The sequence below is a fragment of the uncultured Roseobacter sp. genome (genome assembly GCF_947499265.1).
Taxonomy (GTDB): Bacteria; Pseudomonadota; Alphaproteobacteria; order Rhodobacterales; family Rhodobacteraceae; genus Roseobacter.
In genome coordinates this window covers 11598-36413 of sequence record NZ_CANMNK010000012.1, presented here as the reverse complement: position 1 = coordinate 36413, position 24816 = coordinate 11598, and the positions used below count along the sequence as shown (strand labels likewise).

Sequence of the window (24816 nt, the reverse complement as noted above, 5' to 3'; positions counted from 1 at the left end):
TCAGGAGGCCTTGTCCGAGTGTTGCGGGCCCACGGCGTATTGGGCGAGGGCGGCATATAGCTTGTCGGCCTGTGCCAGCAGCGCGGGGTCAAAGACATCGCGGTCCGTGACATCCGGCGTGTTGCGGAAATAGCTGGCGAAATCGACTTCTCCGGTCTCGATCCCCAACCCCTTGCAAAGCGCCTGCATGGTCGCATCGGGCGTCTGGCGCAGGTCGTCCTGGGCCAGGATATGGCATTGCGCCACATGGGCCTGCACCTGGACAAAGGCGGCAATCCAATAGGCCAGCCAGTAATCCGGGGTGCGCGGGTCGTAAGCGCCGGGATCGAAGCCGTCAAACCCGATGGGCCTGTGCAGCTGACCAAATTCCAGATGGCCGATGTCGCGCATATAGCGGCGCACGAAATCATCCTCTGCCTGCAGGGTCAGGAAATTCTCATGCTGGCGCAGCAATGAGGCCGCGTGGGCGGCGGGGTTGCGCAGCAGCACCACGATGCCGCAATCGGGGAACATCTCCGGCAGCAGCTGCAACCGCGCGATATTGGCGTTGTTCTTGGACAGGTATCGCCCGCGCCCGCCGCCGCGCAGCACCGCCATCTTGCGGAACATTTTGCGAAACACGCCCGCGGCCTCGGCCTTGGCATCCTCTGGCGTCCAGAGGGGGATGCGGTCACTTTTGTACTTGCCCGGCCAGTAGAGCATCCAGAAGATCTCATCAAAGGCCTCGGGGCTGTCGAGATCGATGCTGAGCCCGTCGCCATGGGCGCGCTTTTGCCGCGCGACCTCGCGTTTGAGCGGCGCGCTGAGGCGGCTCCAGAGCAGCGGCGCTGTGGCAAAGGGCATGTCGCGGTAGGTATGGGTGACCATGCCCGGCAGATCGTGCAGCGCGTTGAGCACCGCGGTGGTGCCGCCCCGCGCCAGCGAGGTCACCAGCACCGGGGGCTGATCCGCGACGCCTTTGATCTTGCGCCCCAGAAACATGTCTTCGAGCCGGATGGCGAATTTCTGGATGCCGGGCCCGGAAAAGGCCAGCATGTGCAGGAACCGATCCCCGCTGCCATAGCCGGTCTGCGGTTTATCCGGATCTTTGCGCTTGAACAGCCAGACCAGCACGATCAGCGCCACGCTGACCCCGATGATGTAATCAAGCCGCAGCATCAGATCGAAGACGGCGGCAGAGGGGGCGAGCCCGGCGAATTCCGCCAGATAGATCGGCAGGGCGGCGGCTGCGAGACAGGCCACGAGCCGCCAGGCGATGGCGCCGCTGCCCACGATCAGGGCGATGCCCGCCTTGCGCACAGCCGCTTCCTTCTCGTCATCCGAGAGGCCGCTGTCCAGCATGGCGGAAAGCCCGGTATTGGCCTGGGCGATAGCGCGCTGCGCCGCCCCGACGATGCCCGTGCCGTAAATCCCGGCCGCGAACCCGAAGACGGCGACCAGGGAGACCAGAAATGCGGTCATTCGTTCTCGGTGCCGGGGGCGGGTTCAGCCCCGTCACGTTTTTTGCGCATCATCCGCTTGATCGGGTACCACAGGAAGCCGACCACAAGCAGCAGGATGCCGCCGATGATCGCGATCAGGATGCCGATGGCACCCAGACCCGCCCCAGGGCCGATATAGGCAAAGGCCGGGGTGGCCATGCAGAAGGCGGTCAGGAAAAAGGCAAGAAATCTCATTGGGGTACCCTTTCAATAATCAATTACATGTGGCTGCACGTGTCTCGAAGAATGCAGCATCCATATCCGCTGGCAGCAGCTTTGTCATGAAGATCCGGCCGTTTATCTCCTCCGAGATCCTGTTGCTGTAGCGCCAGGCCAGTTGTCCGTCCGGCAGATATTCGAGCGCGCGGCCCTCACCGCTGGAGGTCACCAGGATATTGCCGTTGGGCAGGCGCTGGTGCACGCCCATGATGTTGGTGAAGAACCCGTCCGGGCCCTCCCCGTTCAGCGCCACGCTGGCCTCCCCGGTGCGCGCATTGACCTCCACCACCCGGCTGGCGGGCGGGATCGGTTCGGTGGAGGGCGTCAGATTGCGGTTGTCGAAGATGGAGATGCGGTCGCCGGGCATGAAATCGGGGTCGTGATGGCGCAGAACCTGCCCGGTAGAGACGAATTTCATCTCCAGCGTGTCGGGATCGAAGACCGCGATGGTGTTGATGTTGCGCAGGGAGACCATGATGTCGCCGGGGTCAAAAACGCTCGACGCCATGCCTTCGGGGAAGATGTCCACATCGTTGAGGTGCAGCGTGTCGCCGCGCACCACGGTGCGGCCATTGGACAGGGTCGACATGAACAAGAGCCCCTCGAGCCCGTTGCGCAGGAAGACATCGATCATCGAGATTTCGCGCAGCACCTCGCCGTCATCCGACACTTCCTGCAATGTCCAGGAGCGCAGCGGGGCGGCGTGGTTCTGGTATCCGGTCGGACCCTGCTGCACGTAGCGTTCGGCGGCCACCCAGGTGGCGCCCTGATCGGAATAATGCACGGCGTGATGTCCGAGGTTGTCGAGCTTCCAGGAGACCGCGCCGCAGACATCCATGCGGAAGGAGCTCAGATGTTCGAAATTCGCCACGATGCTGGCATCCGGCAGGATATCGACCCCATGCAGATACATGCCACTGTCGCCCTTGGGGCGCCGGTCTTCGGGGAAATTGCCTGTGCTGCCCGGCCAGACCTCTGACCACACAGGCCGCCATTCGTGGATCGTCTGCCCGCTTCTGTCGATGATCCGCACGGCGGTATCGCGGTCCTGCACGATTTCCGCGACCATCAGCAGCCCCGGCGCGAGGCGATCCGGCAGCAGCGATTCAACGGGGGTGTCGTAGCGGACGTTGCTGGCCACGAGGATCTGATCGCTGGGCGCCAGCAGCTCCTTGATCTGTTCTGTGGCGCTTCTGATTTGCGGCATCGGGAAGAGACGATGTTTTTGCGCCATAACGCCGTAGGTAAAGGCGAGGCCGAGCACGACAACCACCGCGCAAATGCGGAAAATCAGCAAAGAGGCATCTGGTTTGCGGGTCATTTGGGGGAATCAGTTTCTGTTAACGAAAAGCTCTTGGCTTGCGGACCATAAGATGGGCGTATTGTAACAAGCCAGCCCTGCGGCGAGAAAAAACCCGCTTGTGGTAAACTGTCGCTGATTGTTGAGCACTTACGGTCGCGAAATCCGCTTATCTGCCTCTCATGATGCAGTTCAAAGACTGAAATGGACGCTGGCAGGAGAGGCCAAATACCCGCGATTTTGGTCCAAAGGGGGCGAGACCCTGTGCCGCCATCAAAGCGGAATTATTAGAAGTCAGCGTGATTTATTTGCATAACTATCCTTATCTAGTCTCGTTTCATGTAGCTGCAGAGGCCAAATATCACCTGCAAGCAAAGCAGAAGTGTCACTCTCGTCTGCAATGAGAACAGACAGCGAGAGCAGATATGACATGGGTGACGATGAGCGAGAGGGATTTGAAGCGCATTGAGTTTCTGGCGCAGTTGCGATGGATCAGCGGAGCCTTGCGGCAGTGGTCCTTTACAGGCCCAATGATCCCCCCTACGTAAGGGACCTCATGGGATCCGGGCACTGTCACGATGATCGATAGTTTTCAAACAAACGTTAACAGCGAAAAAAGCGAAATGCTCAAACGGCTTTTGCGTGAAAACCTGCGCTCTCAATCTTTGAGCTATGGTGTGGCGATTGTTGCCATGATCGTGATTGCGGTTACGACGGCACTCACTGCCTGGATTATGAAAGATATCATTGATTCCATGGTGCAATCAGGCGACCGCAATAAAGTTTTTGCCATTGCCGGTGCTGTTGCCCTGATCTTCACGGTGAAGGGCCTTGCAGGCTACGTGCAGGTCGTTGCGCTGAGCCGCGCAGGCAACCGGATTGTCGCCGATCAACAACGCAGGCTTTATGATCGTCTGCTCGAACATGGTGTGGCGTTTTTCAATACGCTCGATACCTCCAACATCCTGATGCGGGTCACTGCTTCAGCACATGCTGCGCGTACTGTAATTGATACTCTGATCACGGGATTTGTGCGCGATCTACTCACGTTGATCGGACTGATTATCGTCATGATATATCAGCAGCCAACCCTGTCGTTCTTTTCGCTGATTTTCGGGCCACTTGCGATCCTCGGCGTGCGTCAGATCCTCAAACGGGTGCAAGGTATTGTTGAGGCTAATATGGTCTCTGCCGCTGAGATCATCAGGGTGCTACAGGAAACCTCAACGGGCATCCGCGTGGTTAAAGCTTTTGCTTTGGAAAAGCATATGGCCGCTCGGATGAACACGGCCGTTACGACTGTCGAAAGCCGTTCGAATGCGATGGCGCGCCTCTCCGGAGCTACCAGCCCGCTAATGGAGACGCTTTCAGGCTTTGCGATTGCCTCCGTCGTGGCTTTGAGCACAGTCAGTATCTTCGGTGATGCTGCGACATCTCCGGGTGAGTTGATGTCATTTGTGACGGCACTTTTGATGGCCTATGACCCGGCAAAACGGCTTGCCCGAATGCGTGTTGGGATTCAGGCGGGCCTCGTTGGTGTCGGATTGATGTATCAGATCCTGGATACTCCGATTGCGGTGAGTGAAGAGGCCGATGCGCGCGATCTGCCGGAAGGTCCGGGCAAAATTATCTTTAACAAAGTCAGCTTCAATTATGAGGATAACAAATCCCTGTTGCGCAATCTTGACGTGACCTTCGAGGCGGGCAAGACGACAGCGCTGGTGGGGCCGTCCGGTGGCGGGAAATCCACGATTATCAACCTGATCCTGCGCCTTTACGATCCCGTACAGGGGCAAATCGAGATCGATGGCTTTGATCTCCGGCAGGCCACCTTTGCCTCCCTGCGGGACAAGATAGCTTTTGTGGGTCAGGAAACCTTTCTGTTTGCAGGTTCGCTCAAGCAGAACATTGCAATGGGTCGGGCGAATGCCACAAACGACGAGATCATCGCGGCGGCCAAGGCCGCTAATGCACATGACTTCATTCAGGGCATGCCGCAGCAATATGACAGTGATGTGGGCGAAAATGGTGGCAACCTGTCGGGCGGTCAACGCCAACGTATTGCAATCGCCCGCGCGATCCTGCGCGACAGTCCCATTCTTATCATGGATGAGGCAACAAGTGCGCTCGATTCAGAATCCGAATTCCTTGTGAATGAAGCGCTGCAGAAGCTGTCCAAGGGGCGTACCACGATTGTGATCGCTCATAGGCTGTCTACCATTCTGAATGCAGATAAGATCGTTGTGATCAAGGACGGCGAAGTTGCGGAACAAGGCACGCAAGGCGAGCTGCTTTCGCAAAATGGCTTGTTCCAGACACTTTACGACAGGCAGTTTAGCTCCGGACCAGCCACTCTGGGCTGAGATCAGGCTGTGCCCAGAAATATCCTGTTCTGAAGTCGGGATGTGATCTGCGATGCGCAGCATGGTATCAGGCGCAAGCGCGATTTTACAAAGAGCCGGTAAAGCTGCGGACAATCACTTTGAAAGCTGAAGGTCGTTTGCTTCCATCAATGCTTCATCTGCGGCAGGTTCTGACAACGCTCCAAGCAGTAAAGAAGATATCTTGGCTGCATCTTGATCCAACCAAAGCGGTGATTTCTTTAGGAACGGAAACCCGAGAAACAAAACCGAATAGTAAGCAAGGGCATAGGCAGTCCCCTGTCGCGCAGCCACCATCAGAACGAAGTTTACCAAGTCAGTACGACTAAGCTTATCGATCGACAGAATGACGTTCGCCTTCGCCTTTTTAAGGCGTGAATCATCCAAGACGATCACGTGCCGTGCAACGTCTCGCAATTCCGGATCACTCAATTTGCCCAAGCATTCAGCAAGACGGTGCACGCCAAGCGTCTCTGCGTGCGAATACCCTCGCCGTAAGATCCATGCGGTCAAACCAATTTCGCCCCGCCGCACTGTGCGCTTCTTTTTGTTGGTGAGGGGAAAAGATGCCCAAAACTCGATGAATTTCGGGTCCTGTACAATTTTTTGACCAAGGCTTAACGCAAACGAGCAGTAGTGAAAGTTCTTGTGATCAGTTCGATAGTCAAAGCTCAATTCACGGAAGTGGTCGGGGTCAACACGGGGTATCCCATAGTTTGAAACAGCGCCGGCAAACTCAACGCCAAGGTCATCAACGTCAGCCAACCAGTCCGTTTTGGAACTGACGGGAAACCAAACAGAGTCGTTGAGTAGAACCAACTGCTTGATTGCTGCCACATCATTACGCATCGACAGAATGCCGTCACGATACCCTCCGAAATCGTATCCATAATTCGGGCGTTCGATGTACATGTGGCACTTTGGAAGAACCGCAACTTTTTGTCCTGGATTCAAAGGTAAATTTGACACCACCGTCACTGCGAAACCCTTGGAAGCCAGATAGTCGAGGGTTCTGAAGTGCCCAGGCTGTAGCCCGTTTTTTGGGAAAATTAGATATACCGCCCGTTTGTCCGTTGTGTCCTGCAGACCAGACAAGATCGTTTTTTTGTGCGCTAAAAAGCGATCATAATAGAAGGTACCAAAGAGGAAGTTTGTGGTGTCCGTTGGCCACTCTAACAAGTGGTTTCCCAAACGCTTCAGCTCCCGTCGGATTTTCCACCATTGCGGCATACCCCAAACTCCTAAAACACTTTCCGACCAGGCCCCAATCGTGGGTTATTTCGTTCTCTTGTGAGTTGAACGAGTACTGTTTGCAAGAGCAAGGCGACCGAAAGGGCGGGCCAGAAAACTTTGGCGGTGCGCAATCTTGCGTCGAGCCTCTGCAGATAGCGTAAAACAGAGCCGCTTTGCCAAATATCAACAGCTATTGGCAACTTGAGCTTGTCGATGGCAGCTCCTATTAGGGTCCATACCTACACCTACCGGTTGATCCGCGCTGCGATCAGAAAGGAACCTTTCGTGTCTCTGAAAAAACGTATCACCGCGATGTTTGCGCCCGAGCCGGCACCCGAACCAGCCCCTGCAAAAAACACTGAGCTTTTCGCTCTCTTCGAGTTTGGTGACGGTGGTGAGTTCGACTACGAGGCCTACAGAGCAGCTCAAGTCACCAAAGCACAATCTGATACGGGTGACGTCTGGGCGGATCCCAAAACGTTAGATGTGATCGCTGATTATGCGCGCGCGAAGATCCCAAACCTGTCGTTCTTACTGTGCCACGGAAGCAAAGCAGGTATGGAATCCAGACATTTGGCTGAACGGCTTGGCTGCGAAGGAATAGGGACTGACATATCGCCACCGCAAGCCGCACAAGGTGTTGTGGAATGGGACTTCCACGAGAAAAATGACGAATGGAAAGGACGTGCGTCCCTTGTCTATACAAACGCGCTTGATCACGCGTATGATCCCAAAAAAGCGATTGATGCTTGGGTGGACCAGCTTGCACCCGAGGGTTTGATCTTTATCGAACATACGATGCTGCACGCGCCCGAAGGCTCCAGCGCGTCCGATCCGTTCGGGGCTCATCCACTGATCATGCCTTACCTGATCCTCGATTGGGGCCAAGGCAAATATTGTGTCCGTGATGTGATTAAGCCCGAACACAAGAAACCACATTGGAAGCCAGTAGAAGGTGAAAGGCCAGACACCGACTTGGATATCTGGGTTTTTGTGATAGCTCGCAACGCCTAACACGAGCAAAGCGACGCTCTTTGCTTTATTTTTAAGGCTTGGCAGACGTCCTGAGCTTCGGTTGCAAATACTCTTTTGCCTCTTCGAGAGCTTCCTTCGAAGCAGGCGTTTTCAGCCGCTCAAGAATACTTAAGGAAATCCGCGAGGCCTCTGGATGCAGCCAAAGCGGTGATTTTTTTAAGAAAGGGAATTTCTCTTCGATCACGGTAAATTCGGGGAGCGCATATCCAGTTCCCTGACGGGTAACGCCAGTCAGAATGAATGAAATTAGCTCTTCTCGGCTAAGTGTCTCAAGTACAGGAAGGAGCTGTTTCTTGAGCTTGCTCAGTTGGATGTCCTCAGGGATCATCAGGTTGGTAGCAACCTGCAACAGCCTTTCTGTATCCAGATCAGCGAGCTTCGCGTGCAGGTTTGTAACATTGAGCGTGCTGGCGTGGGAGTAACCCTTGCGAAGCGCCCAGGCCGATAAGCCTAATTCACCGCGCCGAATTGTCTTCCTTTTGTCATTTGACAGTGGAAACCACTTCCAGAACCTCAAGAAAGAGCGATCCCGTAACACGTTCGAACTGAACGCCAGTGCGAAGGAGCAGTAATGAAAGCCTTTCCGCTCAGTTCTGTAGTCAAACTCAAGATCCCGGAATTTTTCCGCCGGTTGGCTATCGATGCCATAATTTGACACTGCGCCGACCATATCACGGTCAAGCTGGTCCACTTGATCTAGCCAATCGATGTCATCCGTGATGGGAAACCATACAGAGTCATTCAGCAAAATCAGCTGGTCCATCTCTGCCAACCGGGCTTGATAGGCCAGAATACCGTCGCGATAACCACCAAAATCATAGCCAAAATTGGGTCGCTGAATCAAACGCTCGCAATGGTGAAGTAGCATTTCTCGGTCTTCAGGACTGATCGGTGCGTTGCAGACAACTGTAACGCTCCGACCTTTGTCAATGAGGTACCTCAGAGTACGCACGTGCGACTTTAGAACACCAAATTGGGGAAATATCAGGTAAATCGCGGATTTCGAGGACGGCATCTGCTGGCCATCAAATATCTGTCTGTCCCTTGACAGAATGTAATCATAATACCGCGCTGCTAAAAAAACTTCGTATATGACAACAGGAATATGTCCGATCTGTCGTCCCAGGCGATTGAGTTCCCGCTTTATTTTCCACCACTTTGCCACGGGGATTTTCCGCTCTTACGTTGCTTGTTTCCAAATATCCGCCAGTTCGCGAACAAGCACATATCTGATTCAACCGACGTTTATCCGGTTCGCTCTACAATCAACAGTAGGTAGCAAATCAAAAGTGGATTTCTGCCAACGCAAGACCGCAGTTGCTTGGCCGTTGTGCCCTCACCCAGCAGGTTTGAGCGGATTTGGGTTTTTGGTTGGCGCCGCAATGCCCATCCACTAGTACTTAAGGTAGAAGCGGCCCAGAATACACATGTAACGGGTGAACTTCAGTCAATGATATAAGTTCGAGCAGCAAGCAAAATCACCCTATGTTGACCCCCGACACTTCGACTGCGTCTAATCTGTGGTCCCGTTTCCAAGGCATTCTTCAGCCGGAGTTGGGTTATGTGCTTGTGACCCTTTTGGCATTCAGTGCTTTCAACGCGCAATTTCTATCCCTGAAAGAACTCGGGGTTGTTTGGCTATGTGGCGCGACCCCGTTCGCGGTTGCATTGTGCCTGATCGCTCCCGGCCCACGTAGCACGTCGGTGATCACATCTGTTCGAATAGTGGCTTGTACGATCGCTGTCGTTATGGCGCTGTACTCAGCTGTTGCAACGATCACCTACCCGGCAAAAGTGAACGCTGACTTTGACCTGGCGTTGTTGCTGGTGTTTCTGAGCGTGCCCGTCAGCCTGGTTTCAGCCGTCGTCAGTTTCTGGCGTCCTGCTTTTGTTTTCGTCCCGTCTGTACTGGTGCTCCAGCAAAAGGCCATCGCCTCAACCATGTTTGGGTTCGAAATTTCATTCACTGACTACATTCCAGTGCTCGAAATGGGTGTTTTTCTTGGACTTGCTCTGATGTTGCTCGGCCCGGGATTGGTTCAGCGGCTTGGCCCGCTGTCGCGGATGTTGCGGAACTGCGATCTTGAATATGCGATGGTCCTGGCATTCATGGCTGCGGTGAGTGCACATTTTTCCAACTACTTCTACTCTGGTTTGCAGAAAGTTATTCTCGAGGGCGGGCCCTTCCTTTGGGTCCTCCACAATCCGACACATATTCTTGGCGCAAACGCTTATTTATCCGGATTCCTACCGACAGGGACGAACGCAGAGCTTTCCGCTTTCGCTTTGTATAGCTTGGAAATCTTCAGGCCTGTTTTGAACGCAACAATTTTGGTTGGGCAGTTAGGCGCGCTTGTTTTTGTTGCGCGTCGCAGCATGCTGATCGCAGCGACGCTCTTTTACGACATCACACATGTTGCGATCTTTTTTGCTAGCGGGATCATGTTTTGGAAGTGGGTTGCCCTCAACACGGCACTTGTCGCCGCAATGCGTCATCTGCCAAAAATGGCAGAGCGCCGGACTGCGGTGATCATGTCTTGCACGATCGTACTGTTGGCACCAGAAGCGTTCAACATTGTTCGGCTGGGGTGGTACGATACCCCCGCTCTGACCCGCACCGAAGTTATCGCTGTGACCAAAGATGGTAACGAATACGAAGTGCCTTCGAATTTCTTTGGTTCGTACTCCGTTACCGCAGCTCAGCACCGCCTGGGGCGAACTGCCACAGAGCATTTCCCAACTGTGACATTGGGGACCACGCAGCAAGAAGACATCTTTCACCAGGCTCATTCGGACTGCACATTTCCCGAAACCCCTTCCACTCCCTTCCAGCGGGACAAAGCGTGGATCACCAATCTGGTTCAAACGACACACACGTATGCCGCACAGCAAGCGTCTGACGATGGCCTGTATCGTTACGATCTGTTTCCACACCACATTTGGTCGAATCCGTGGATGTTTAAAGACTTCGCAAAGGTTGATCCAAACACCATCGATTTCTACATCTATCGAACTATATCTAGCTGCATAGCGCTTGACCGTGGGATGCCACTTGAGGACGTGCGCTTTGTGAGTGAATTCAAGGTCCCTGCTGTCACGCTCGATTGACAAACAAAGAGTAAAACTGGACATGACACAAGGTATTCAAATTGTGTACGACGGAGATTGTCCGTTTTGTTCGCAATACGTAACAATGACCCATTTACGCCAGGCTGTTGGCCCGGTCGAGTTGATCGATGCCCGTTCGGAACATCCATTGGTGCAGGAGGTAAAAGCACTGAATGTAGATCTGAACGAAGGTATGCTGGCGCGTTATGGCGGGCGTGACTACTTTGGCGCAGATTGTATGAATTTGCTGGCACTTCTGTCGAACAGAGAGACCGTTGGCGGGCGCGCGATCAGTTGGGTCTTCTCCAACGAAAAAATTGCCCGTGCCCTGTATCCACTTCTGCGGACCGGTCGGAATGCAACACTGCGCCTGATGGGCCGTGCAAAGATTACCTAGAGAATAGTGATATTTGAGTGACAACACCGTGCTTACTCGCTAGGCATGGGCGAAATTTAGCTCTGGGCGACGACGCGCAAAATAGAATGCAAAAAACCTCGATCGCTGTGTATTCATGTTTCTTCGGTGACCCAGAACCCTACAATGTCGGGTCGTTGGGCAATGGCCAAGGTTACGATCGAATTCTGTTCACAGATCGTAAAGACATACAGCCTGACGGAGTTGAAATCCGGCATCGCTCGGCAGTTGCACTCGGACCAATGTTTGAATCGCGCCGGGCAAAGATACTACCGCATCGTGAATTGCCCGAATATGACTGGGCGATATATGTCGACAACCGCGCGTCTTTGCAGTGCGCGCCGGCAGATCTGATCCAGAAATTAGGCGGAGATAAAGCAAAGCCTGGTCGCTATGTGTTTCGCCACCTTGATCGTGAAATGGTACGAGACGAACTGGATGAATGTTTTCGCATGGGCCATTTGAGCGAGGACCAGTGGTCAGCCCTGGATGACCTTTTTACGCGGGCGAAGCTCTCGAACGATCTCAAGCTGACGCATAATGCGATCCTGATTTACAAGGCCGGAGACAGCGCAACGGAGAAAATGTCAGAACTCTGGTTCGATCTGTTTCTTCACTACAGCAAACGCGATCAGCTCACGATGCAAGTGGCCGAACACCTGACAGGAAGCCCTGCAATTCGCATGGACGGCAAGCTGGGCGATATTGCTGAATGGCCGGTCTATTGGCCAGAGCAACGGGCAGACAGCATGCAAGTCTTACCCGTGGAAAACCCATACCCAAAATACTCGCTGGCCAGGCTAAAATTTGATCGTATGCAGCAACGCAAGCAAGATGCAATTGCTGCAAGGCGCTCTCGCAGAACGTGAGAGATTGAATATTGCCGATCCAACGGCCATAGCAACCAAGAGGCAGTGCGCCTCACAAATCAGAGGGGTGTGGTATGTGTGGATTGCTGGCAGTGCTTGGCCTTCCCAAGGGAAGTAAAATTTCCCGAAATCATATCGAAGTTGCGCGCGATATCATGGCGAAACGGGGTCCCGATGCCGCCTCTTTGATCGAAATTGATGCGCCCAACGACAAAACCCATTTTCTGGCACACCGCCGCCTGTCGATTCAGGATCTGAGCGCGCAGGCGCAGCAACCGATGACCTCTGCCTCGGGGTTATGCTCCATCGTGTATAACGGTGAAGTTTATAACACCAAAGCGCTCCGCGACGCCTTGGAAGGTCATGGTATCAAATGCCGTACAACATCTGATACAGAGCTGATCCTTGAGGGCTATGAGCTCTGGGGATCCTCCGTTGTCGAAAAACTGAACGGTATGTTTGCGTTCCTGATCTGGGATAAGCGTTCCAACACGGCTTTTCTTGCCAGAGATCGCGTGGGCATAAAGCCGCTTTATGTTGCGCGCACACCCGGAGGGTTGGCATGCGCATCCGATTTGCGTGCCTTGCGCGCGCTCGGATTTGGCACAGAAATAAATAAAGAGGCTCAGGCGCAATACCTGATGCTTGGGTACGTACCTGCTCCCAATTCCATTTGGGAAGGCATCGAAAAAGTGGACGCCGGAACGACCCTGACATGGTCTCAGGATGGTACTGTCGCGGAACACACATATTGGTCGGCACCTGAAGACACCGACTATGAAAGTAGCAAGCCACCGCTCAGCGATCTGATCGATACCGTGGTCGAAGAGCATCTCTTGTCAGATGTGCCCGTCGGTTTGTTCCTTTCCGGTGGGATGGATTCCAGCATCGTGGCGGCTTCGGTTGCAAATCTTGGCTCCGAACAGGCCAAGAATATGACAGCCTTGACCATCGCCTACCCAGGTAACGCGGCATCAGATGAAGCGCCGGTCGCTCAAAGAACCGCTGACATGCTGAACTTGGATTTCAAGGTACTGTCGCTCAACTCAGCATCTGATCACAGCTATGAAAAATCCGTTGCCGCGTTGGATGAGCCCCTGGCATATAATGCTGTTGTCAGCCAATCAGCGATTTCAGAACTTGCCGCACAATCTGGCCTCAAAGTGGTTTTATCTGGCGACGGTGGAGACGAAGTTTTTGGCGGCTATCGCTGGCACGAATTTGCGCGAGCCAGTGATTTCACGCTGACACCACAACGTGGTTTTAAAAATTGGCTGAAACGCCTGAAGGGCAAAAATCGGATCGCGCTTCATGAAGCTGCGCTTGGAGATGCAACGCGGAAATTATCGGACATGTCCCTGCACGCCTTTCGCGTGTTTCCGGCCCTGCGTCCTGACCATGTAGCACAATTAATGAACGGGATGTCCAAATCCTTATGTGAGGATCTTCTGACTTCGACGCTCGGGCGATACGATGCACCCGGTTTGCCATGGAAAAGGCGCATGCAACGCGTTGATCTCTACACCTTCTGTCAAGACGTTGTACTGCCGAAAGTAGACCGTGCAGGGATGGCGTATAGTGTCGAGGCGCGCCCTCCGATGCTGGATCACCGCATCATTGAATGGGGCCTGTCGCATCCTGAAACAGATGATTTTGATGCACACCCCAAGAATGTCCTGCGCAAGATCGTGCGTGATCGTGGTTTGGGGTTTCTCCTGGATGAACCCAAGCGCGGCTTTAGCCTGAAACTAGGCACCGGACCGGATCCAGATTCCGTCGTTGAGAGCATTGACCGAAGTCGTGAAGCTTTGGGAATTTCCAGCAATTGGCGCAATACTCTGCATGACAAGACCGAACTGTTATCGATCAAGATGGACACCATGTATTTCCTGTCACTTTGGGAACAATCTCTCAATCACGACCCATTGGTAGTCACATGATGCATCCACTTGAACACCTTGATGACCTGGACCTGGTGTCAAACCGACAACCCGATCCCGAAGCCTTGACCCTCTGCGCAATCGGCCGCAATGAGATGTATTTCCTTCCCAGTTTTTTGGAACACTATCGCAAGCTTGGCATTGAGCAATTTGCGATCTTGAATGACCGTTCTGATGACGGAACAAAGGAATATCTGCTGGCGCAGCCGGACGTGGTTTTGTTCGAAAGCAAATACACCTACGGGGACACTGTAGATCTGCCGGAAGATCTTGTCGCGAGAATTCCAAACCAGCGCATCTTGTATGTCTGGCGCACTGCTTTGTTTAACAGGTTTGCCAAGGGGAAGTGGGCTGTCCAACTTGACCTGGATGAATTCATCCACTTGCCACAAGGTTATACATTTCAGGATGTTGGTCGCAAATTGGATGCTGCCGGTGCCCGCGTGGCGTATGGGCTCATGTTGGATGTGTATCCTAAGAATATCTCTGTTTTGTCATCTCAATCTAAGGACAAGGAAGTTGATCCAGGGGCGGATTGGTATTTTGACGGGGAACCCCACCTAAAACTGCAGGAAAATCAGCCCCCAAGCGTCGTGCATCCCGGCGCCCGCGCACGGTTGTTCAAGACTTATGGCACGACGCGGTTGTATGAGAGTCTTGGTTTCCCCGTGCCTCAGTACAAAAACTGGCGCCGCCGAATGCGTGCGACACGGTTTGGCACGAAAATCCCCGCATATAACGTCATGCAAAAGCCAGTTATGGCGCATTGGCCAGATGGTGCATTTTTCACCAACTCTCATGATACCAATGTGCCCGCAACACCCCACCTTTTGATGCCATTTCAACATTACCGTTTTACAGGATCCCTCTACGCCAAAATCGAGATGGCCATCCGGGAAAATTCCTACAGCGCCGGTTCGAGAGACCATCATCTGCTGTCAGATTTGCTGACCCAGATGCAAAAACGAAATGGTTCGTTTTGCTACCGCAAATCTCAGCGGGTAACGGGATACGAAGGTTTTGAAAAAGCGGGTGTTGCGTTCGGGTTATGAACCCCTGCCCTAGTGCCAGGTCAAATCAATGACTGGGCTCTTGATCTTCTCTGCACGCGCTTTCAGTGCAGCCACACGCGGTTCATGCCCTGGTATCTTGGTTTCATGCGTTTCTGCAAAGATGTATTTTATTCGCGAAAGCAGGTCAGCATCGTCAAAGAGTTTTTCAAACAAATCGACCTCCGCGCCTTCAATATCAACCTTTAGAACACCTATATTCTGATCCAAGTCTCGAAGAAACTTGAGAACATCGACTTGCGGAACCTCGAAGGAATCCTCGTGAGAGATGTTATATTTGTTCGAAACTACAGAGCTGGACTGAGAATTCATGATCGGGTCGTCTGCAAATTCAGGGTGGCGATATAGATTCACGCTGCCTTCGCACGTACCGGCCGCGGCTTCCACAATTTCCACGTTATCCAAATGCGCTGTATTCTTTCGCAGCTGTTCCAATGCCCAGGGATCTGGCTCAAACGCATATACCTTTTGAGCGCGCCGTGCCAGAAGTTGGGAGTACTCACCAATATTGGCACCCAAGTCGATTGAAACCATGCCAGCTGTAAAATCCAAGGCGTCAAGGAAACGCCAAGACGTACCATGCAGTTCATATTTTTCGGTATAGCGGCGACCAATTTTACCCGGTAAATGACGCAATGTTCGGTATTTTTTTCGTTTCCAGTCACTCATCGTTTGGCCACCTCAAATGCTCCAAATCGCGCCATACGTGCTCATACGTTGGTTGCTACGTGGGTTCAACTCCTCCTGTGAAGCAAAACCCGCAGCTGAATGTCTGATTGAGATAATGCTTTTCTGCTGGTGCTTGTGCAGGACAACAGTTGAAATCGGCATCGAGTTCTAATTTCGCGACAGCCTGCGTCGCGTTCGGCGTTGTCTATTCCGTTCTCGGAGCCTTGCAAGCCTGTCCTCTCCAAGAAGCATAGCCCCGATTTGTTGGCGTAGCGTCCCCCGCGCCTTTGATCGTTCAAAATAGCCCGGCGTTCTGCCCGAGCGAACCTGATCAAAGGCAAGCGGGCCAAGCCCTCGATCAATTTGTTTCATCAGCGCGTCGCGTCGCTGATAATACTCATCTTCAGCAACACCCGCAGTGGAGGTCTTGCGCAAGTGTACGAAATACTCGTGTGCGTGCGTTTCTGTGACGTCAATGACCTCAAGATCCAGCAATCCAAGCTGTGCCAAGTCTCTTACCATTAACTCAAAAGTTGCCCCGAATGAGACGGTGCAGTGGACGTCTACATAAACAGGATCTGGCTGCAATTGTTCCGAATACAAATCAAATGCCTTGCCCATGCGCCGGTCCACAACAAAAAGGCCAGGGTCGCTCAACTGCAGCGAGCAGGAGTTATGCTGTCCTTCAGAGTCCTGATAGGTCGATTTATTCAATACATAATCAAAGATTGTGTCGGGATCTGGAGCATCGATGTCCTGTCGATACGCGCGCATCCAGTCAGACAGTCTGGTCGGAAAGCGAAAATGATCAAAACAAGCGCGGTAATCAGGTATCGCCATGGAAACAATGCCGCCCTCAGGCAGCACATCAGCACATCCTTGGAGAAATTTTATAGGGTTTGGCAGGTGTTCGAAATTGTGAGACGAGACGATGTAGTGGATATCGTCATCGATTTGGGCAGCTTTGAGCAAATCTGCTAAACTGCTGGCGTCCCCAACGATGTCGACGTCTTCAATTTCATCGATCCGTTCGTTTGGAATGTGATCCGAGGTTTTGGCGCGCTCTCTCAGCTCTGCCGTTGTTGATATGTCCAGGACAAGCACGTTGTATCCATCGGATTTCGGAACCGCAGGATTGAAGAAAGGCGCAATTTCAATCCCCTGTTTATGGCGGTCTACATATCTCGTCAGTTCCTGCAGTCTGCTGGATTTCTTGTTCAAGGCAATTTCCCATTATTGCTGAGACTAGTTTAATGGTTGCGGACCAAATCCAACAACTGACGACGCAAATTGCTCTCTGCTGTGCCGCGGGTGCGTTCCAACAGGCAGCGATCAGAGGAGAACATGATCAAACCTTCATTGTCAAAAAAGGGTCTTGAGCGGATACAAACTCCGTAAACTAGAGGCGCTCTAGCACAATGCTAACGAGACTAAAACAAGTGGATAGCGAGATTTTGGTCTGTCTCAATGGCTTTTGTTCAGCACAGTCCTGAGGTTTGTCAGCGCCCGCGCCAGTAGGGCCGCTGCCGCTTCAGTGTCTTTTGTCTCGATATAGAGCCTGAGTTCCGGGGCGTTGCCCGAGGGGCGGACGTGGATCACGTCGCCGTCTGTCAGGATCATGCGCAGCCCGTCCGTCAGGTCCAGGCGCTCTTCTTCCTTGTTCAAGGGTGCTAGAAATGCAACCCGCGCAGCGGGGTCTTGCTGCCACCGGTCCAAGAGTACGCGGCTTTTGGCCTGTTCGACGTTCTGCAAGCGGTCGGCGACGGTCACCACGGGGGGTTCCTGGGCCACGCGGGCGGCGATGCCCCCGTCCCGGCCTGCATATAGCACCATCAGGAGCGGCAGCGTGCAGTCACGGGTGACGAGCGGCGCCAGCGACCCCGCCGGGCCCATTGCTTCGAACCCCAGCAGAAAACCGCCATTGGCCTCATATCCCACGACCCGGCCGCCGCCCTGCATCGCCGCAATCACATAAGGAGAGCCGATCTGCGTCAGCCGCACATCCTTGAAGCCTTTCATCGTGACCCCGCTGTTGGACGAGATCGGCGTGGCCACGACCTCTGCTTGCAGCGCTTCTGCGGTGATCTGGCCCAGAATATCGCCCGGGATCACGCGCCCGGTTTCATCAGCCAGCAGCGGGCGGTCTGAATCGCCATCCGTGGAAACCAGTGCGTGCAACCCGTGCTCCGCCACCCAGGTCTTGATCTGGTCGCGCACGGCTGGATCCACCGCTTCGGTGTCCACGGGGATGAAGCTATCGGAGCGGCCCAGCTCGATCACTTCGGCGCCGAGCTCTGTCAGAATGTGGCCCAGCACGTCGCGCCCCACGGCGCTATGGGCATAAAGCCCGATGCGCTGACCGGCGAGCGCGCCCGGCCCAAAGGCATCGGTGAACCGGGTGATATAGCGGTCATTGGCGCTTGCATCCGTTTCCAGCGGGCCGAGGGGGCCATCCGGTACGGGCCTGTCCAGATGGGAGAGGATCGCGGCCTCATTGGCCTTGCTGATCTCGCCCGAGCGGACATAGAACTTCAGCCCGTTGCGATCCGCCGGAATATGGCTGCCGGTGACCATCACCGCGCCGCCGCCCGCGGCCTGTGCGGCCAGCGCCAGCGCGGGGGTGGGCACCGCGCCACAGTCAATCACGCGGACACCCACGGTACGGGCGGCCTCAATCACATCCTGCGCAATACGGGGGGAAGAGGGGCGCAGATCGCGCCCGACGCAGAGCACGCCGCCCGTATCACAGGCGGCCAGGAAGGCCTGCACATGGGCGGTGATCAGCGCCGGGGTCATGGCTGTCACCAGCCCCCGCAACCCGCTTGTGCCGAATTTCACGGACATGCGCTGCCCTCCGCTGCAAATGCGCCTGTTAGAGACTGCTCAGATAGGTGCCGTAGTCGTTCTTGGCATATTTCTGTGCCTCGCGCTTGAGGTCTTCGCGGCTGATCCAGCCCAGCTCGAAAGCGATCTCTTCGGGGCTGCCGATCTGCTGGCCCTGGCGTTTTTCGATGGTGCGCACGAAATTACCCGCATCCAGCAGGCTGCCGTGGGTGCCGGTATCGAGCCAGGCATAGCCGCGGCCCATGCGCTGCACGGTCAGGGTTTCCTCGGCCAGGTACATCTCCAGCAGGGTGGTGATCTCCACCTCGCCGCGGGCCGACGGTTTCACGCTGCGCGCCTTGGCCGGCGCCGTGCCATCGACGAAATAGAGACCCGTCACCGCGTGGTTCGAGGGCGGCACTTTTGGTTTCTCGATGATGCCGCGCACGATGCCGTCGCCATCGAAATCCACCACGCCGTAGCGTTCCGGATCGGCCACCTGATAGCCGAACACAGTGGCCCCTTGCGGTTGCGCATCGGCGGCGGCCATCAGCGCGGGCAGGCCCTGACCAAAGAAGATGTTATCGCCCAACACCAGCGCCGAGGGCGCGCCGTCTAGGAAATCCTCCGCCAGAATGAAGGCCTGCGCCAGCCCGTCCGGCGAAGGCTGCACGATATAGGTGAGCGTGATGCCCCATTGCGACCCATCCCCCAGCATGCGCTGGAACTGCGCCTGATCCTCGGGTGTGGTGATCATCGCAATCTCGCGGATATTCGCCAGCATCAGCACCGAGAGCGGGTAATAGATCATCGGCTTGTCGTAGATCGGCAGGAGCTGCTTGGAGACCCCCAGCGTGATCGGATAGAGCCGTGTGCCCGAGCCGCCCGCCAGAATGATGCCTTTGCGCGATGTCATGGAAATCTCCTTGTTAGGCTCTTTTCAGATCCGCTAGAACCGCGGCCAGTCCGGCGCGCCAGTCCGGTTGCGGGATGCCGAAGGTGGCAGCCGTTGTGCTGCAGTCGAGCCTGGAATTCAACGGGCGTGTTGCCGGGGTGGGATAGTCCGCCGTCGGGATGTCGGTTACGTCCACCGTGAGATCCGCTTGCGCAAAGATTTCGCGTGCGAAATCGGCCCAGCTCACGTCCGGTGCGCCGCTGAAATGATAGGTGCCGGTTTTGGTCGCGTCTTCTTTCAGCGCCTGTGCCATGGTCATGCAGGCGGCGGCGATATCGCGCGCTGGCGTCGGCCCGCCGATCTGGTCCCCCACGATGCTCAGGCTGTCACGCTCTGCGCCGAGGCGCAGCATGGTCTTGGCAAAGTTGTTGCCATGGGCGGAAAACACCCAGGAGGTGCGTAGGATCGCATGTCTGCCCCCTGCCCCGGTCACGCCGCGCTCACCGCCAAGCTTGCTTTGCCCATAAACGCCCAGAGGACCGGTTTCATTCTCCGGCTGCCACGGCGCCGTACCGCCGCCCGCAAAGACGTAATCGGTGGAGATCTGCACAAACGGCAGGTCGCGCGCGGCAGCGGCAGCCGCCATCGCCGTGGGCGCCATGGCGTTCACGATCATCGCGGTGTCGCGGTCGTCCTCGGCCTTGTCGACAGCGGTGTAGGCGGCGGCGTTGATCACCGCATCTGCGTCGGTTTCGGCAATGATCGCTTCGCAAGTCCCGGGATCGGTCAGATCCGCCTGATCACGGCCCAGACAGGTGACCCCGTCAAAGCGCGCCAGTTCCGTGGCCACCTGCCCGGTCTTGCCAAAGACGAGCACCTTCATGCTTTCACACCCAATCGGTCGCCAACACCTGCGCGGGTCTGCAAGGCGCGCCACCAGTGCTCATTGTCGAGATACCATTGCACGGTTTTCTCCAGACCTTCCTCCAGCGTCACCGAAGGTCGCCAGCCCAGCTCCGTAGCAATCCGGGTGGGATCGATCGCATAGCGCAGATCATGGCCCGGGCGGTCGGTCACAAAACGGATCTGGTCTTCATAGGGACTGTTTTTGGGGCGTTTCTCTTCGAGAATGCGGCAGATCATCCGCACGATATCGATGTTTTTCGCCTCATTCTCACCGCCGATATTATAGCTGCGCCCCAGAGCGCCTTTTTCCAGCACGGTCAGCAGCGCATCGGCGTGGTCCTCGACATAAAGCCAGTCGCGCACGTTCTCGCCCGCGCCGTAGACCGGGATGTCCTTGCCCGCCAGCGCGTTCAGGATCACCACAGGGATCAGCTTTTCGGGGAAGTGATAAGGCCCGTAGTTGTTGGAGCAATTCGTCATCACCACCGGCAATCCGTAGGTTTCGGCCCAGGCACGCACCAGATGGTCAGAGGCTGCCTTGGAGGCGGAATAGGGCGAGCGCGGATCGTAAGGCGTGGTTTCGGTGAACTGCCCGGTTGCGCCGAGCGAGCCAAACACTTCATCGGTGGAGATGTGATGGAAGCGGAACCCTTCCGGCTTGCCCTGCGCGGTCCAGAAACTGCGCGCCGCTTCCAGCAGCTGATAGGTGCCGGTGATGTTGGTTTCGATGAAATCGCCCGGCCCGTCGATGGACCGGTCCACATGGGATTCCGCGGCCAGATGCATCACCGCATCGGGTTTATGGACGGCAAATATCCGGTCCAGGGCAGCACGGTCGCGGATATCGGCCTGCTCAAAGGCATAGGCCGGGTTGTCCGCGACAGAAGCCACATTTTCCAGACAGGCGGCATAGGTCAGCGCATCGAGGTTCACGACCTCATACCCGCGCGCGATGGCCTGACGCACCACGGCAGACCCGATGAAGCCCGCCCCTCCGGTCACAAGCAGTTTCATGGGGCTATCCTTCATAAACAAAAGGGCTGTCGAAATCCGCCAATCCGGGAGCGGCGGCGTCTTTTTGCGACAAAACAGGCTCTAAATCGCCCAAACCCCAGTCAATGCCGATCTGCGGGCAATCAAATCGCACGGCACCGTCACACTCGGGCGCATAGTAATCGGAGCACTTATAGATGATTTCGGTCTCGGGCACCCGGGTGGCGAACCCGTGCAGGAACCCGGTGGGCACCAGCAGTTGCTTGCCGTTTTCAAAGCTCAATTCTGCGCCAAACCACTGACCATAGGTGGGAGAGCCGCGCCGGATATCGACCACCACGTCAATGAAAGCGCCGCGCCCACAGCGCACCAGTTTGGCCTGCGCATGGGGCGGCGATTGGAAATGCAATCCGCGCACGGTGCCCGCCTGCATCGACAGGGAGTGGTTGTCCTGCACCCAGTCGATGTCGAGGCCCTGTTCGGCCATCTGGCGCTTGCTCCAGCTTTCGCTGAAAAAACCGCGCGCATCGCCGAACCGTTTGGGCGTCAGGACAAAAACACCGCTCAACTTTGTCTTCTCGATCTGCAAAACCGGCACCCTTACACAACTGCGGCCAGGGTCCAATTATCAAGCAGTCCGGCGGCTGTCACCCACAAACCCCGCAAAAGTACCCCCGGGACAAGCTGCCGGTGTTGACAGGTCCAGACACTTGCCGCATCACGCAAACGGATCTGTGCTGCAGGAGACGAGTAAATGAAGATTGCGATGATTGGCACCGGATATGTGGGCCTTGTGTCAGGGGTTTGTTTCTCTGATTTCGGACATGAAGTTGTCTGCGTGGACAAGGATCCTGCCAAGCTGGCCAAGCTGAATGCGGGCGAAGTGCCGATCTACGAGCCCGGGCTCGACGACCTGATGGCCAAGAATGTGGCTGCGGGGCGTCTGTCCTTCTCCGGCGATCTGTCGGTTGCGGTGGATGGTGCGGATGCGGTGTTCATCGCGGTGGGCACGCCAACGCGGCGCGGCGACGGCCATGCGGATCTCACTTACGTGATGGCGGCGGCCACGGAGATTGCCCAGGCGCTCACCGGCTATGCGGTGGTGGTGACGAAATCCACCGTGCCTGTGGGCACCAACCGCAAAGTGGCCGAGACCATTGCCGCGGCCAATCCACAGGCCGATTTCGACGTGGCCTCGAACCCCGAATTCCTGCGTGAAGGGGCGGCGATCGACGATTTCATGCGTCCGGACCGGATTGTGGTGGGGGTCGAGAGCGAACGCGCCGCAGAGGTCATGCAGGCGATCTACCGGCCCCTCTACCTGCGCGATTTTCCGATCATGACCACCGATCTGGAAAGTGCCGAGATGATCAAATACGCCGCCAATGCGTTTCTGGCGACCAAGATCACCTTCATCAACGAGATCGCAAGCCTGTGCGAACGCACCGGCGCGGATGTGAAGATGGTCTCCAAGGGCATGGGCATGGACGGGCGCATCGGCAATAAATTCCTGCACGCAGGCCCCGGCTATGGCGGCAGCTGTTTTCCCAAGGACACCTCTGCTCTTGCTCGGATCGGACAGGACTACGCGGTACCGATGCAATTGACCGAGACGGTGATCAAGGTCAACGAAGAGGTCAAACGCCGCATGGTAGAGAAGGTTTTCGACCTCTGCGGCGGCTCGGTCAACGGCAAGACCGTGGCGGTGCTGGGGGTGACCTTCAAGCCCAACACCGACGACATGCGCGACGCGCCGTCGCTGACCATCGTCCCCACACTTGTGGGCAATGGGGCCAAGGTGCGGGTGGTGGACCCGCAGGGGTTCCGCGAGGGCGAAGCGCTGTTGCCGGGGGTTGTCTGGACAGAAGATGTCTATGAGGCGACCAAGGATGCGGATGCGGTGGTGCTGCTGACCGAATGGAATGAGTTCCGCGCGCTCGATCTGGCGCGGATCGCAGAGGATATGACCACGCCGGTGATGGCCGATCTGCGCAATATCTATTCCCCCGACGATGCCAAGGCCGCAGGGTTTACCGCCTATACCTCGATCGGGCGGTCGGATTATCAGCTCGCATCCGACTGACAGCGCTGCCGCTTACGGGCAGGACCATTCCGCGCGTGTGAAATATGTGCGCGGATACATCCGGGCTTCGGTCACCTCCGCCACCCGGTCCGCATCATAGCGGTTGAGGTATTCCCAGGTGATCTTCCCCGCCGCGTTGGTTTCAAAGATACGCCCGGCTTCGAATTCGGTCACCAGATAGCCGCCTTCGGGGGTGATCTCGTGTTTGCCGCGCACCACGGTCCCGAAGGTCTCGCCCGCGCGCGTGCCGTAGACAACGATATTGGTGCCCGCCGCGGGATCGGTTTTGATAATATTGCTGACCAGCGGTGCCTTGGGGTCGACCTTGTCGCTGCTGCCGCCAAGCGTGCTGGTGCGGTAGGTGTTGTTGTTGAACACGGTCAGCGTGCCGTCGGCATTGAACTCAGGGTCATGCTGCCGGCGCCAGGGGCCGGTCTGGTGCCATTTCACCCGCCAGGAATTGGGGTCGACCATCAGGACGAGATTGTATTTCCGCAGCGACAGAACCAGGTCCCCCGCATCGAAACCGACAAAGGCATCGGCGATGTTGCTCGGTAGTTCCCCGATCTTGTTGAGATGAACAAGTTCGCGGTCCCAGGTCTTGTTGCTCATGATGGACTCGCCCGTCGCCGTCATGAGAGGTTCAAGCCCGTTTTCGAACAGCAGCGCGCTGACGGATTTCTCCAGCAGAATTTCGCCGTCTTCGGAGACTTTCAGAATCAGATCATCTTCGACCATTCCCCTGCCGCGCATGCGCATGAGATGTGGAAACAGCGTGTCGCGCGCCTTTGGCCGCAGAAAGCTCCGGCCCGGGATCCAATATCCGCCGCTTTCGGCGGTTTCCACCGAATGATGCGTCGGGTGATCAAGGGTCCAGAGCACATCGCCGCAGGGCGACAGCTTCACGCTGCCGCTATATTCATAGTTGAACACAACCGACCCATCCGGATTGACGAGCGCGCCATGGAGGTCGACATTCCAGTCGCTTTGCGGCGGCTGCGGCAGAAACGACGGATCGGGGAAATGCTCTGAAAACCGCACCGGCCATCTGGCCACAACCGTGCCGTCGCGCTGCATCAGGCGCATCTCATTGCCGCCGTCGAAAAAGCCCGACACAAAGATCAGCATGCCGTCGTCCGGTCGGGTATTCGTGATGACCCCGCTGCCCTGATGCCGGGCGGGCTGCAGGAAATGAACCGGGTCATCACCGCGTTCGGTCAGCAGCGTATCGGCCGTGTTCCTCAGATCGCGCAGCGCAAGGAAGGCGGCGTTTTCCCGCTGCCCTGAATAAGCCCCGAAGATGAAGGCGGCCCCGACCAGCAGGACCACACATGAGAAGGCGAAGATCAGTTTCTCGGGGTTTTTGAACATAGATTCTGCTGGTCCTTCTGGACGT

21 protein-coding genes are annotated in these 24816 nt (G+C 55.9%); 8 read left to right on the top strand and 13 right to left on the bottom strand.

From position 1 onward, the window contains the following. The 3 genes from Q1A63_RS23745 to Q1A63_RS23735 are packed head-to-tail and all read right to left on the bottom strand — an operon-like array spanning nt 1 to nt 3021. On the bottom strand, nt 1-1461 hold the full coding sequence (locus Q1A63_RS23745) for a sulfotransferase (RefSeq protein ID WP_298976282.1): 1461 nt from the start codon (nt 1459-1461) through the stop codon (nt 1-3). Beyond that, complete coding sequence (locus Q1A63_RS23740) at nt 1458-1676, bottom strand: hypothetical protein (RefSeq protein WP_298976283.1); 219 nt, start codon at nt 1674-1676, stop codon at nt 1458-1460. Before Q1A63_RS23740 ends, Q1A63_RS23745 begins: the two co-directional genes overlap by 4 nt. Nucleotides 1677-1695: 19 nt before the next feature. Then, nucleotides 1696-3021 (bottom strand): arylsulfotransferase family protein, encoded by a 1326-nt coding sequence (locus tag Q1A63_RS23735; RefSeq protein WP_298976285.1) that lies wholly within the window; start codon nt 3019-3021, stop codon nt 1696-1698. 602 nt (nt 3022-3623) lie between these two features. On the opposite strand from Q1A63_RS23735, the gene Q1A63_RS23730 reads away from it, so the two are divergent. Beyond that, a complete protein-coding gene (locus Q1A63_RS23730) occupies nt 3624-5363 on the top strand; it encodes an ABC transporter ATP-binding protein (RefSeq protein ID WP_298976287.1) in 1740 nt (579 codons plus the stop codon). Between the two features lie 114 nt (nt 5364-5477). Here the strand turns inward: Q1A63_RS23730 and Q1A63_RS23725 are convergent, their stop codons facing one another. Then, nucleotides 5478-6611, bottom strand: a complete 1134-nt coding sequence (locus Q1A63_RS23725) for a rhamnan synthesis F family protein (RefSeq protein WP_298976289.1) — start codon at nt 6609-6611, stop codon at nt 5478-5480. A 288-nt stretch (nt 6612-6899) separates the two neighbouring features. Between Q1A63_RS23725 and Q1A63_RS23720 the strand changes: the two genes are divergently transcribed. Then, nucleotides 6900-7628, top strand: a complete 729-nt coding sequence (locus Q1A63_RS23720; protein ID WP_298976290.1) for a hypothetical protein — start codon at nt 6900-6902, stop codon at nt 7626-7628. Nucleotides 7629-7659: 31 nt separating this feature from the next. On the opposite strand, the gene Q1A63_RS23715 is transcribed toward Q1A63_RS23720, so the two are convergent. Next, nucleotides 7660-8814 (bottom strand): rhamnan synthesis F family protein, encoded by a 1155-nt coding sequence (locus tag Q1A63_RS23715; RefSeq protein WP_298976291.1) that lies wholly within the window; start codon nt 8812-8814, stop codon nt 7660-7662. Between the two features lie 320 nt (nt 8815-9134). Between Q1A63_RS23715 and Q1A63_RS23710 the strand changes: the two genes are divergently transcribed. The 5 genes from Q1A63_RS23710 to Q1A63_RS23690 all read left to right on the top strand — a co-directional run bounded on the left by Q1A63_RS23710 (nt 9135) and on the right by Q1A63_RS23690 (nt 15033). Next, nucleotides 9135-10757: a hypothetical protein gene (locus tag Q1A63_RS23710; protein WP_299632627.1), complete on the top strand. Its 1623-nt coding sequence runs from the start codon at nt 9135-9137 to the stop codon at nt 10755-10757. Between the two features lie 22 nt (nt 10758-10779). Beyond that, nucleotides 10780-11154: a DCC1-like thiol-disulfide oxidoreductase family protein gene (locus Q1A63_RS23705; protein WP_298976293.1), complete on the top strand. Its 375-nt coding sequence runs from the start codon at nt 10780-10782 to the stop codon at nt 11152-11154. A gap of 86 nt (nt 11155-11240) precedes the next feature. Then, entirely contained in the window at nt 11241-12041 is an 801-nt protein-coding gene (locus Q1A63_RS23700) for a hypothetical protein (protein WP_299632626.1), read from the top strand. A gap of 74 nt (nt 12042-12115) precedes the next feature. Next, nucleotides 12116-13981: an asparagine synthase (glutamine-hydrolyzing) gene (asnB, locus tag Q1A63_RS23695; protein ID WP_298976296.1), complete on the top strand. Its 1866-nt coding sequence runs from the start codon at nt 12116-12118 to the stop codon at nt 13979-13981. Next, nucleotides 13978-15033: a glycosyltransferase family 2 protein gene (locus tag Q1A63_RS23690; RefSeq protein WP_298976297.1), complete on the top strand. Its 1056-nt coding sequence runs from the start codon at nt 13978-13980 to the stop codon at nt 15031-15033. Before asnB ends, Q1A63_RS23690 begins: the two co-directional genes overlap by 4 nt. 9 nt (nt 15034-15042) lie before the next feature. Here Q1A63_RS23690 and Q1A63_RS23685 read toward each other — a convergent pair whose 3' ends face one another. The 7 genes from Q1A63_RS23685 to rfbC form a co-directional block, all read right to left on the bottom strand. Then, nucleotides 15043-15720, bottom strand: a complete 678-nt coding sequence (locus tag Q1A63_RS23685; protein ID WP_298976298.1) for an FkbM family methyltransferase — start codon at nt 15718-15720, stop codon at nt 15043-15045. A 168-nt stretch (nt 15721-15888) separates the two neighbouring features. Further along, entirely contained in the window at nt 15889-16941 is a 1053-nt protein-coding gene (locus Q1A63_RS23680; protein WP_298976299.1) for an adenine phosphoribosyltransferase, read from the bottom strand. A 243-nt stretch (nt 16942-17184) separates the two neighbouring features. Beyond that, nucleotides 17185-18564: a phosphomannomutase gene (locus tag Q1A63_RS23675; protein ID WP_299632625.1), complete on the bottom strand. Its 1380-nt coding sequence runs from the start codon at nt 18562-18564 to the stop codon at nt 17185-17187. Nucleotides 18565-18592: 28 nt separating this feature from the next. Next, complete coding sequence (gene rfbA, locus Q1A63_RS23670; RefSeq protein ID WP_299632624.1) at nt 18593-19459, bottom strand: glucose-1-phosphate thymidylyltransferase RfbA; 867 nt, start codon at nt 19457-19459, stop codon at nt 18593-18595. Between the two features lie 13 nt (nt 19460-19472). Beyond that, the gene (rfbD, locus tag Q1A63_RS23665) at nt 19473-20321 is read right to left on the bottom strand and encodes a dTDP-4-dehydrorhamnose reductase (RefSeq protein ID WP_299632623.1); all 849 of its coding nucleotides are present in this window, start codon (nt 20319-20321) and stop codon (nt 19473-19475) included. Continuing rightward, nucleotides 20318-21358, bottom strand: a complete 1041-nt coding sequence (gene rfbB, locus Q1A63_RS23660; RefSeq protein ID WP_298976305.1) for a dTDP-glucose 4,6-dehydratase — start codon at nt 21356-21358, stop codon at nt 20318-20320. The genes rfbD and rfbB overlap by 4 nt, the downstream gene beginning before the upstream one ends. 4 nt (nt 21359-21362) lie before the next feature. Beyond that, the gene (gene rfbC, locus Q1A63_RS23655; RefSeq protein WP_298976379.1) at nt 21363-21926 is read right to left on the bottom strand and encodes a dTDP-4-dehydrorhamnose 3,5-epimerase; all 564 of its coding nucleotides are present in this window, start codon (nt 21924-21926) and stop codon (nt 21363-21365) included. Between the two features lie 165 nt (nt 21927-22091). On the opposite strand from rfbC, the gene Q1A63_RS23650 reads away from it, so the two are divergent. Next, nucleotides 22092-23420, top strand: coding sequence for a UDP-glucose/GDP-mannose dehydrogenase family protein (locus Q1A63_RS23650; protein WP_298976307.1), 1329 nt, complete (start codon nt 22092-22094; stop codon nt 23418-23420). A gap of 12 nt (nt 23421-23432) precedes the next feature. Here the strand turns inward: Q1A63_RS23650 and Q1A63_RS23645 are convergent, their stop codons facing one another. Continuing rightward, complete coding sequence (locus Q1A63_RS23645) at nt 23433-24791, bottom strand: arylsulfotransferase family protein (protein WP_298976309.1); 1359 nt, start codon at nt 24789-24791, stop codon at nt 23433-23435. Between the last annotated feature and the right edge of the window lie 25 nt (nt 24792-24816).

Bases quoted from the DNA above. Each gene is read 5' to 3' on its own strand.
- Q1A63_RS23745 (WP_298976282.1), bottom strand. From the start codon at position 1,461: ATGACCGCATTTCTGGTCTCCCTGGTCGCCGTCTTCGGGTTCGCGGCC.
- Q1A63_RS23740 (WP_298976283.1), bottom strand. From the start codon at position 1,676: ATGAGATTTCTTGCCTTTTTCCTGACCGCCTTCTGCATGGCCACCCCG.
- Q1A63_RS23735 (WP_298976285.1), bottom strand. From the start codon at position 3,021: ATGACCCGCAAACCAGATGCCTCTTTGCTGATTTTCCGCATTTGCGCG.
- Q1A63_RS23730 (WP_298976287.1), top strand. From the start codon at position 3,624: ATGCTCAAACGGCTTTTGCGTGAAAACCTGCGCTCTCAATCTTTGAGC.
- Q1A63_RS23725 (WP_298976289.1), bottom strand. From the start codon at position 6,611: ATGCCGCAATGGTGGAAAATCCGACGGGAGCTGAAGCGTTTGGGAAAC.
- Q1A63_RS23710 (WP_299632627.1), top strand. From the start codon at position 9,135: ATGTTGACCCCCGACACTTCGACTGCGTCTAATCTGTGGTCCCGTTTC.
- Q1A63_RS23705 (WP_298976293.1), top strand. From the start codon at position 10,780: ATGACACAAGGTATTCAAATTGTGTACGACGGAGATTGTCCGTTTTGT.
- Q1A63_RS23700 (WP_299632626.1), top strand. From the start codon at position 11,241: ATGCAAAAAACCTCGATCGCTGTGTATTCATGTTTCTTCGGTGACCCA.
- asnB (WP_298976296.1), top strand. From the start codon at position 12,116: ATGTGTGGATTGCTGGCAGTGCTTGGCCTTCCCAAGGGAAGTAAAATT.
- Q1A63_RS23690 (WP_298976297.1), top strand. From the start codon at position 13,978: ATGATGCATCCACTTGAACACCTTGATGACCTGGACCTGGTGTCAAAC.
- Q1A63_RS23685 (WP_298976298.1), bottom strand. From the start codon at position 15,720: ATGAGTGACTGGAAACGAAAAAAATACCGAACATTGCGTCATTTACCG.
- Q1A63_RS23675 (WP_299632625.1), bottom strand. From the start codon at position 18,564: ATGTCCGTGAAATTCGGCACAAGCGGGTTGCGGGGGCTGGTGACAGCC.
- rfbA (WP_299632624.1), bottom strand. From the start codon at position 19,459: ATGACATCGCGCAAAGGCATCATTCTGGCGGGCGGCTCGGGCACACGG.
- rfbD (WP_299632623.1), bottom strand. From the start codon at position 20,321: ATGAAGGTGCTCGTCTTTGGCAAGACCGGGCAGGTGGCCACGGAACTG.
- rfbB (WP_298976305.1), bottom strand. From the start codon at position 21,358: ATGAAACTGCTTGTGACCGGAGGGGCGGGCTTCATCGGGTCTGCCGTG.
- Q1A63_RS23650 (WP_298976307.1), top strand. From the start codon at position 22,092: ATGAAGATTGCGATGATTGGCACCGGATATGTGGGCCTTGTGTCAGGG.
- Q1A63_RS23645 (WP_298976309.1), bottom strand. From the start codon at position 24,791: ATGTTCAAAAACCCCGAGAAACTGATCTTCGCCTTCTCATGTGTGGTC.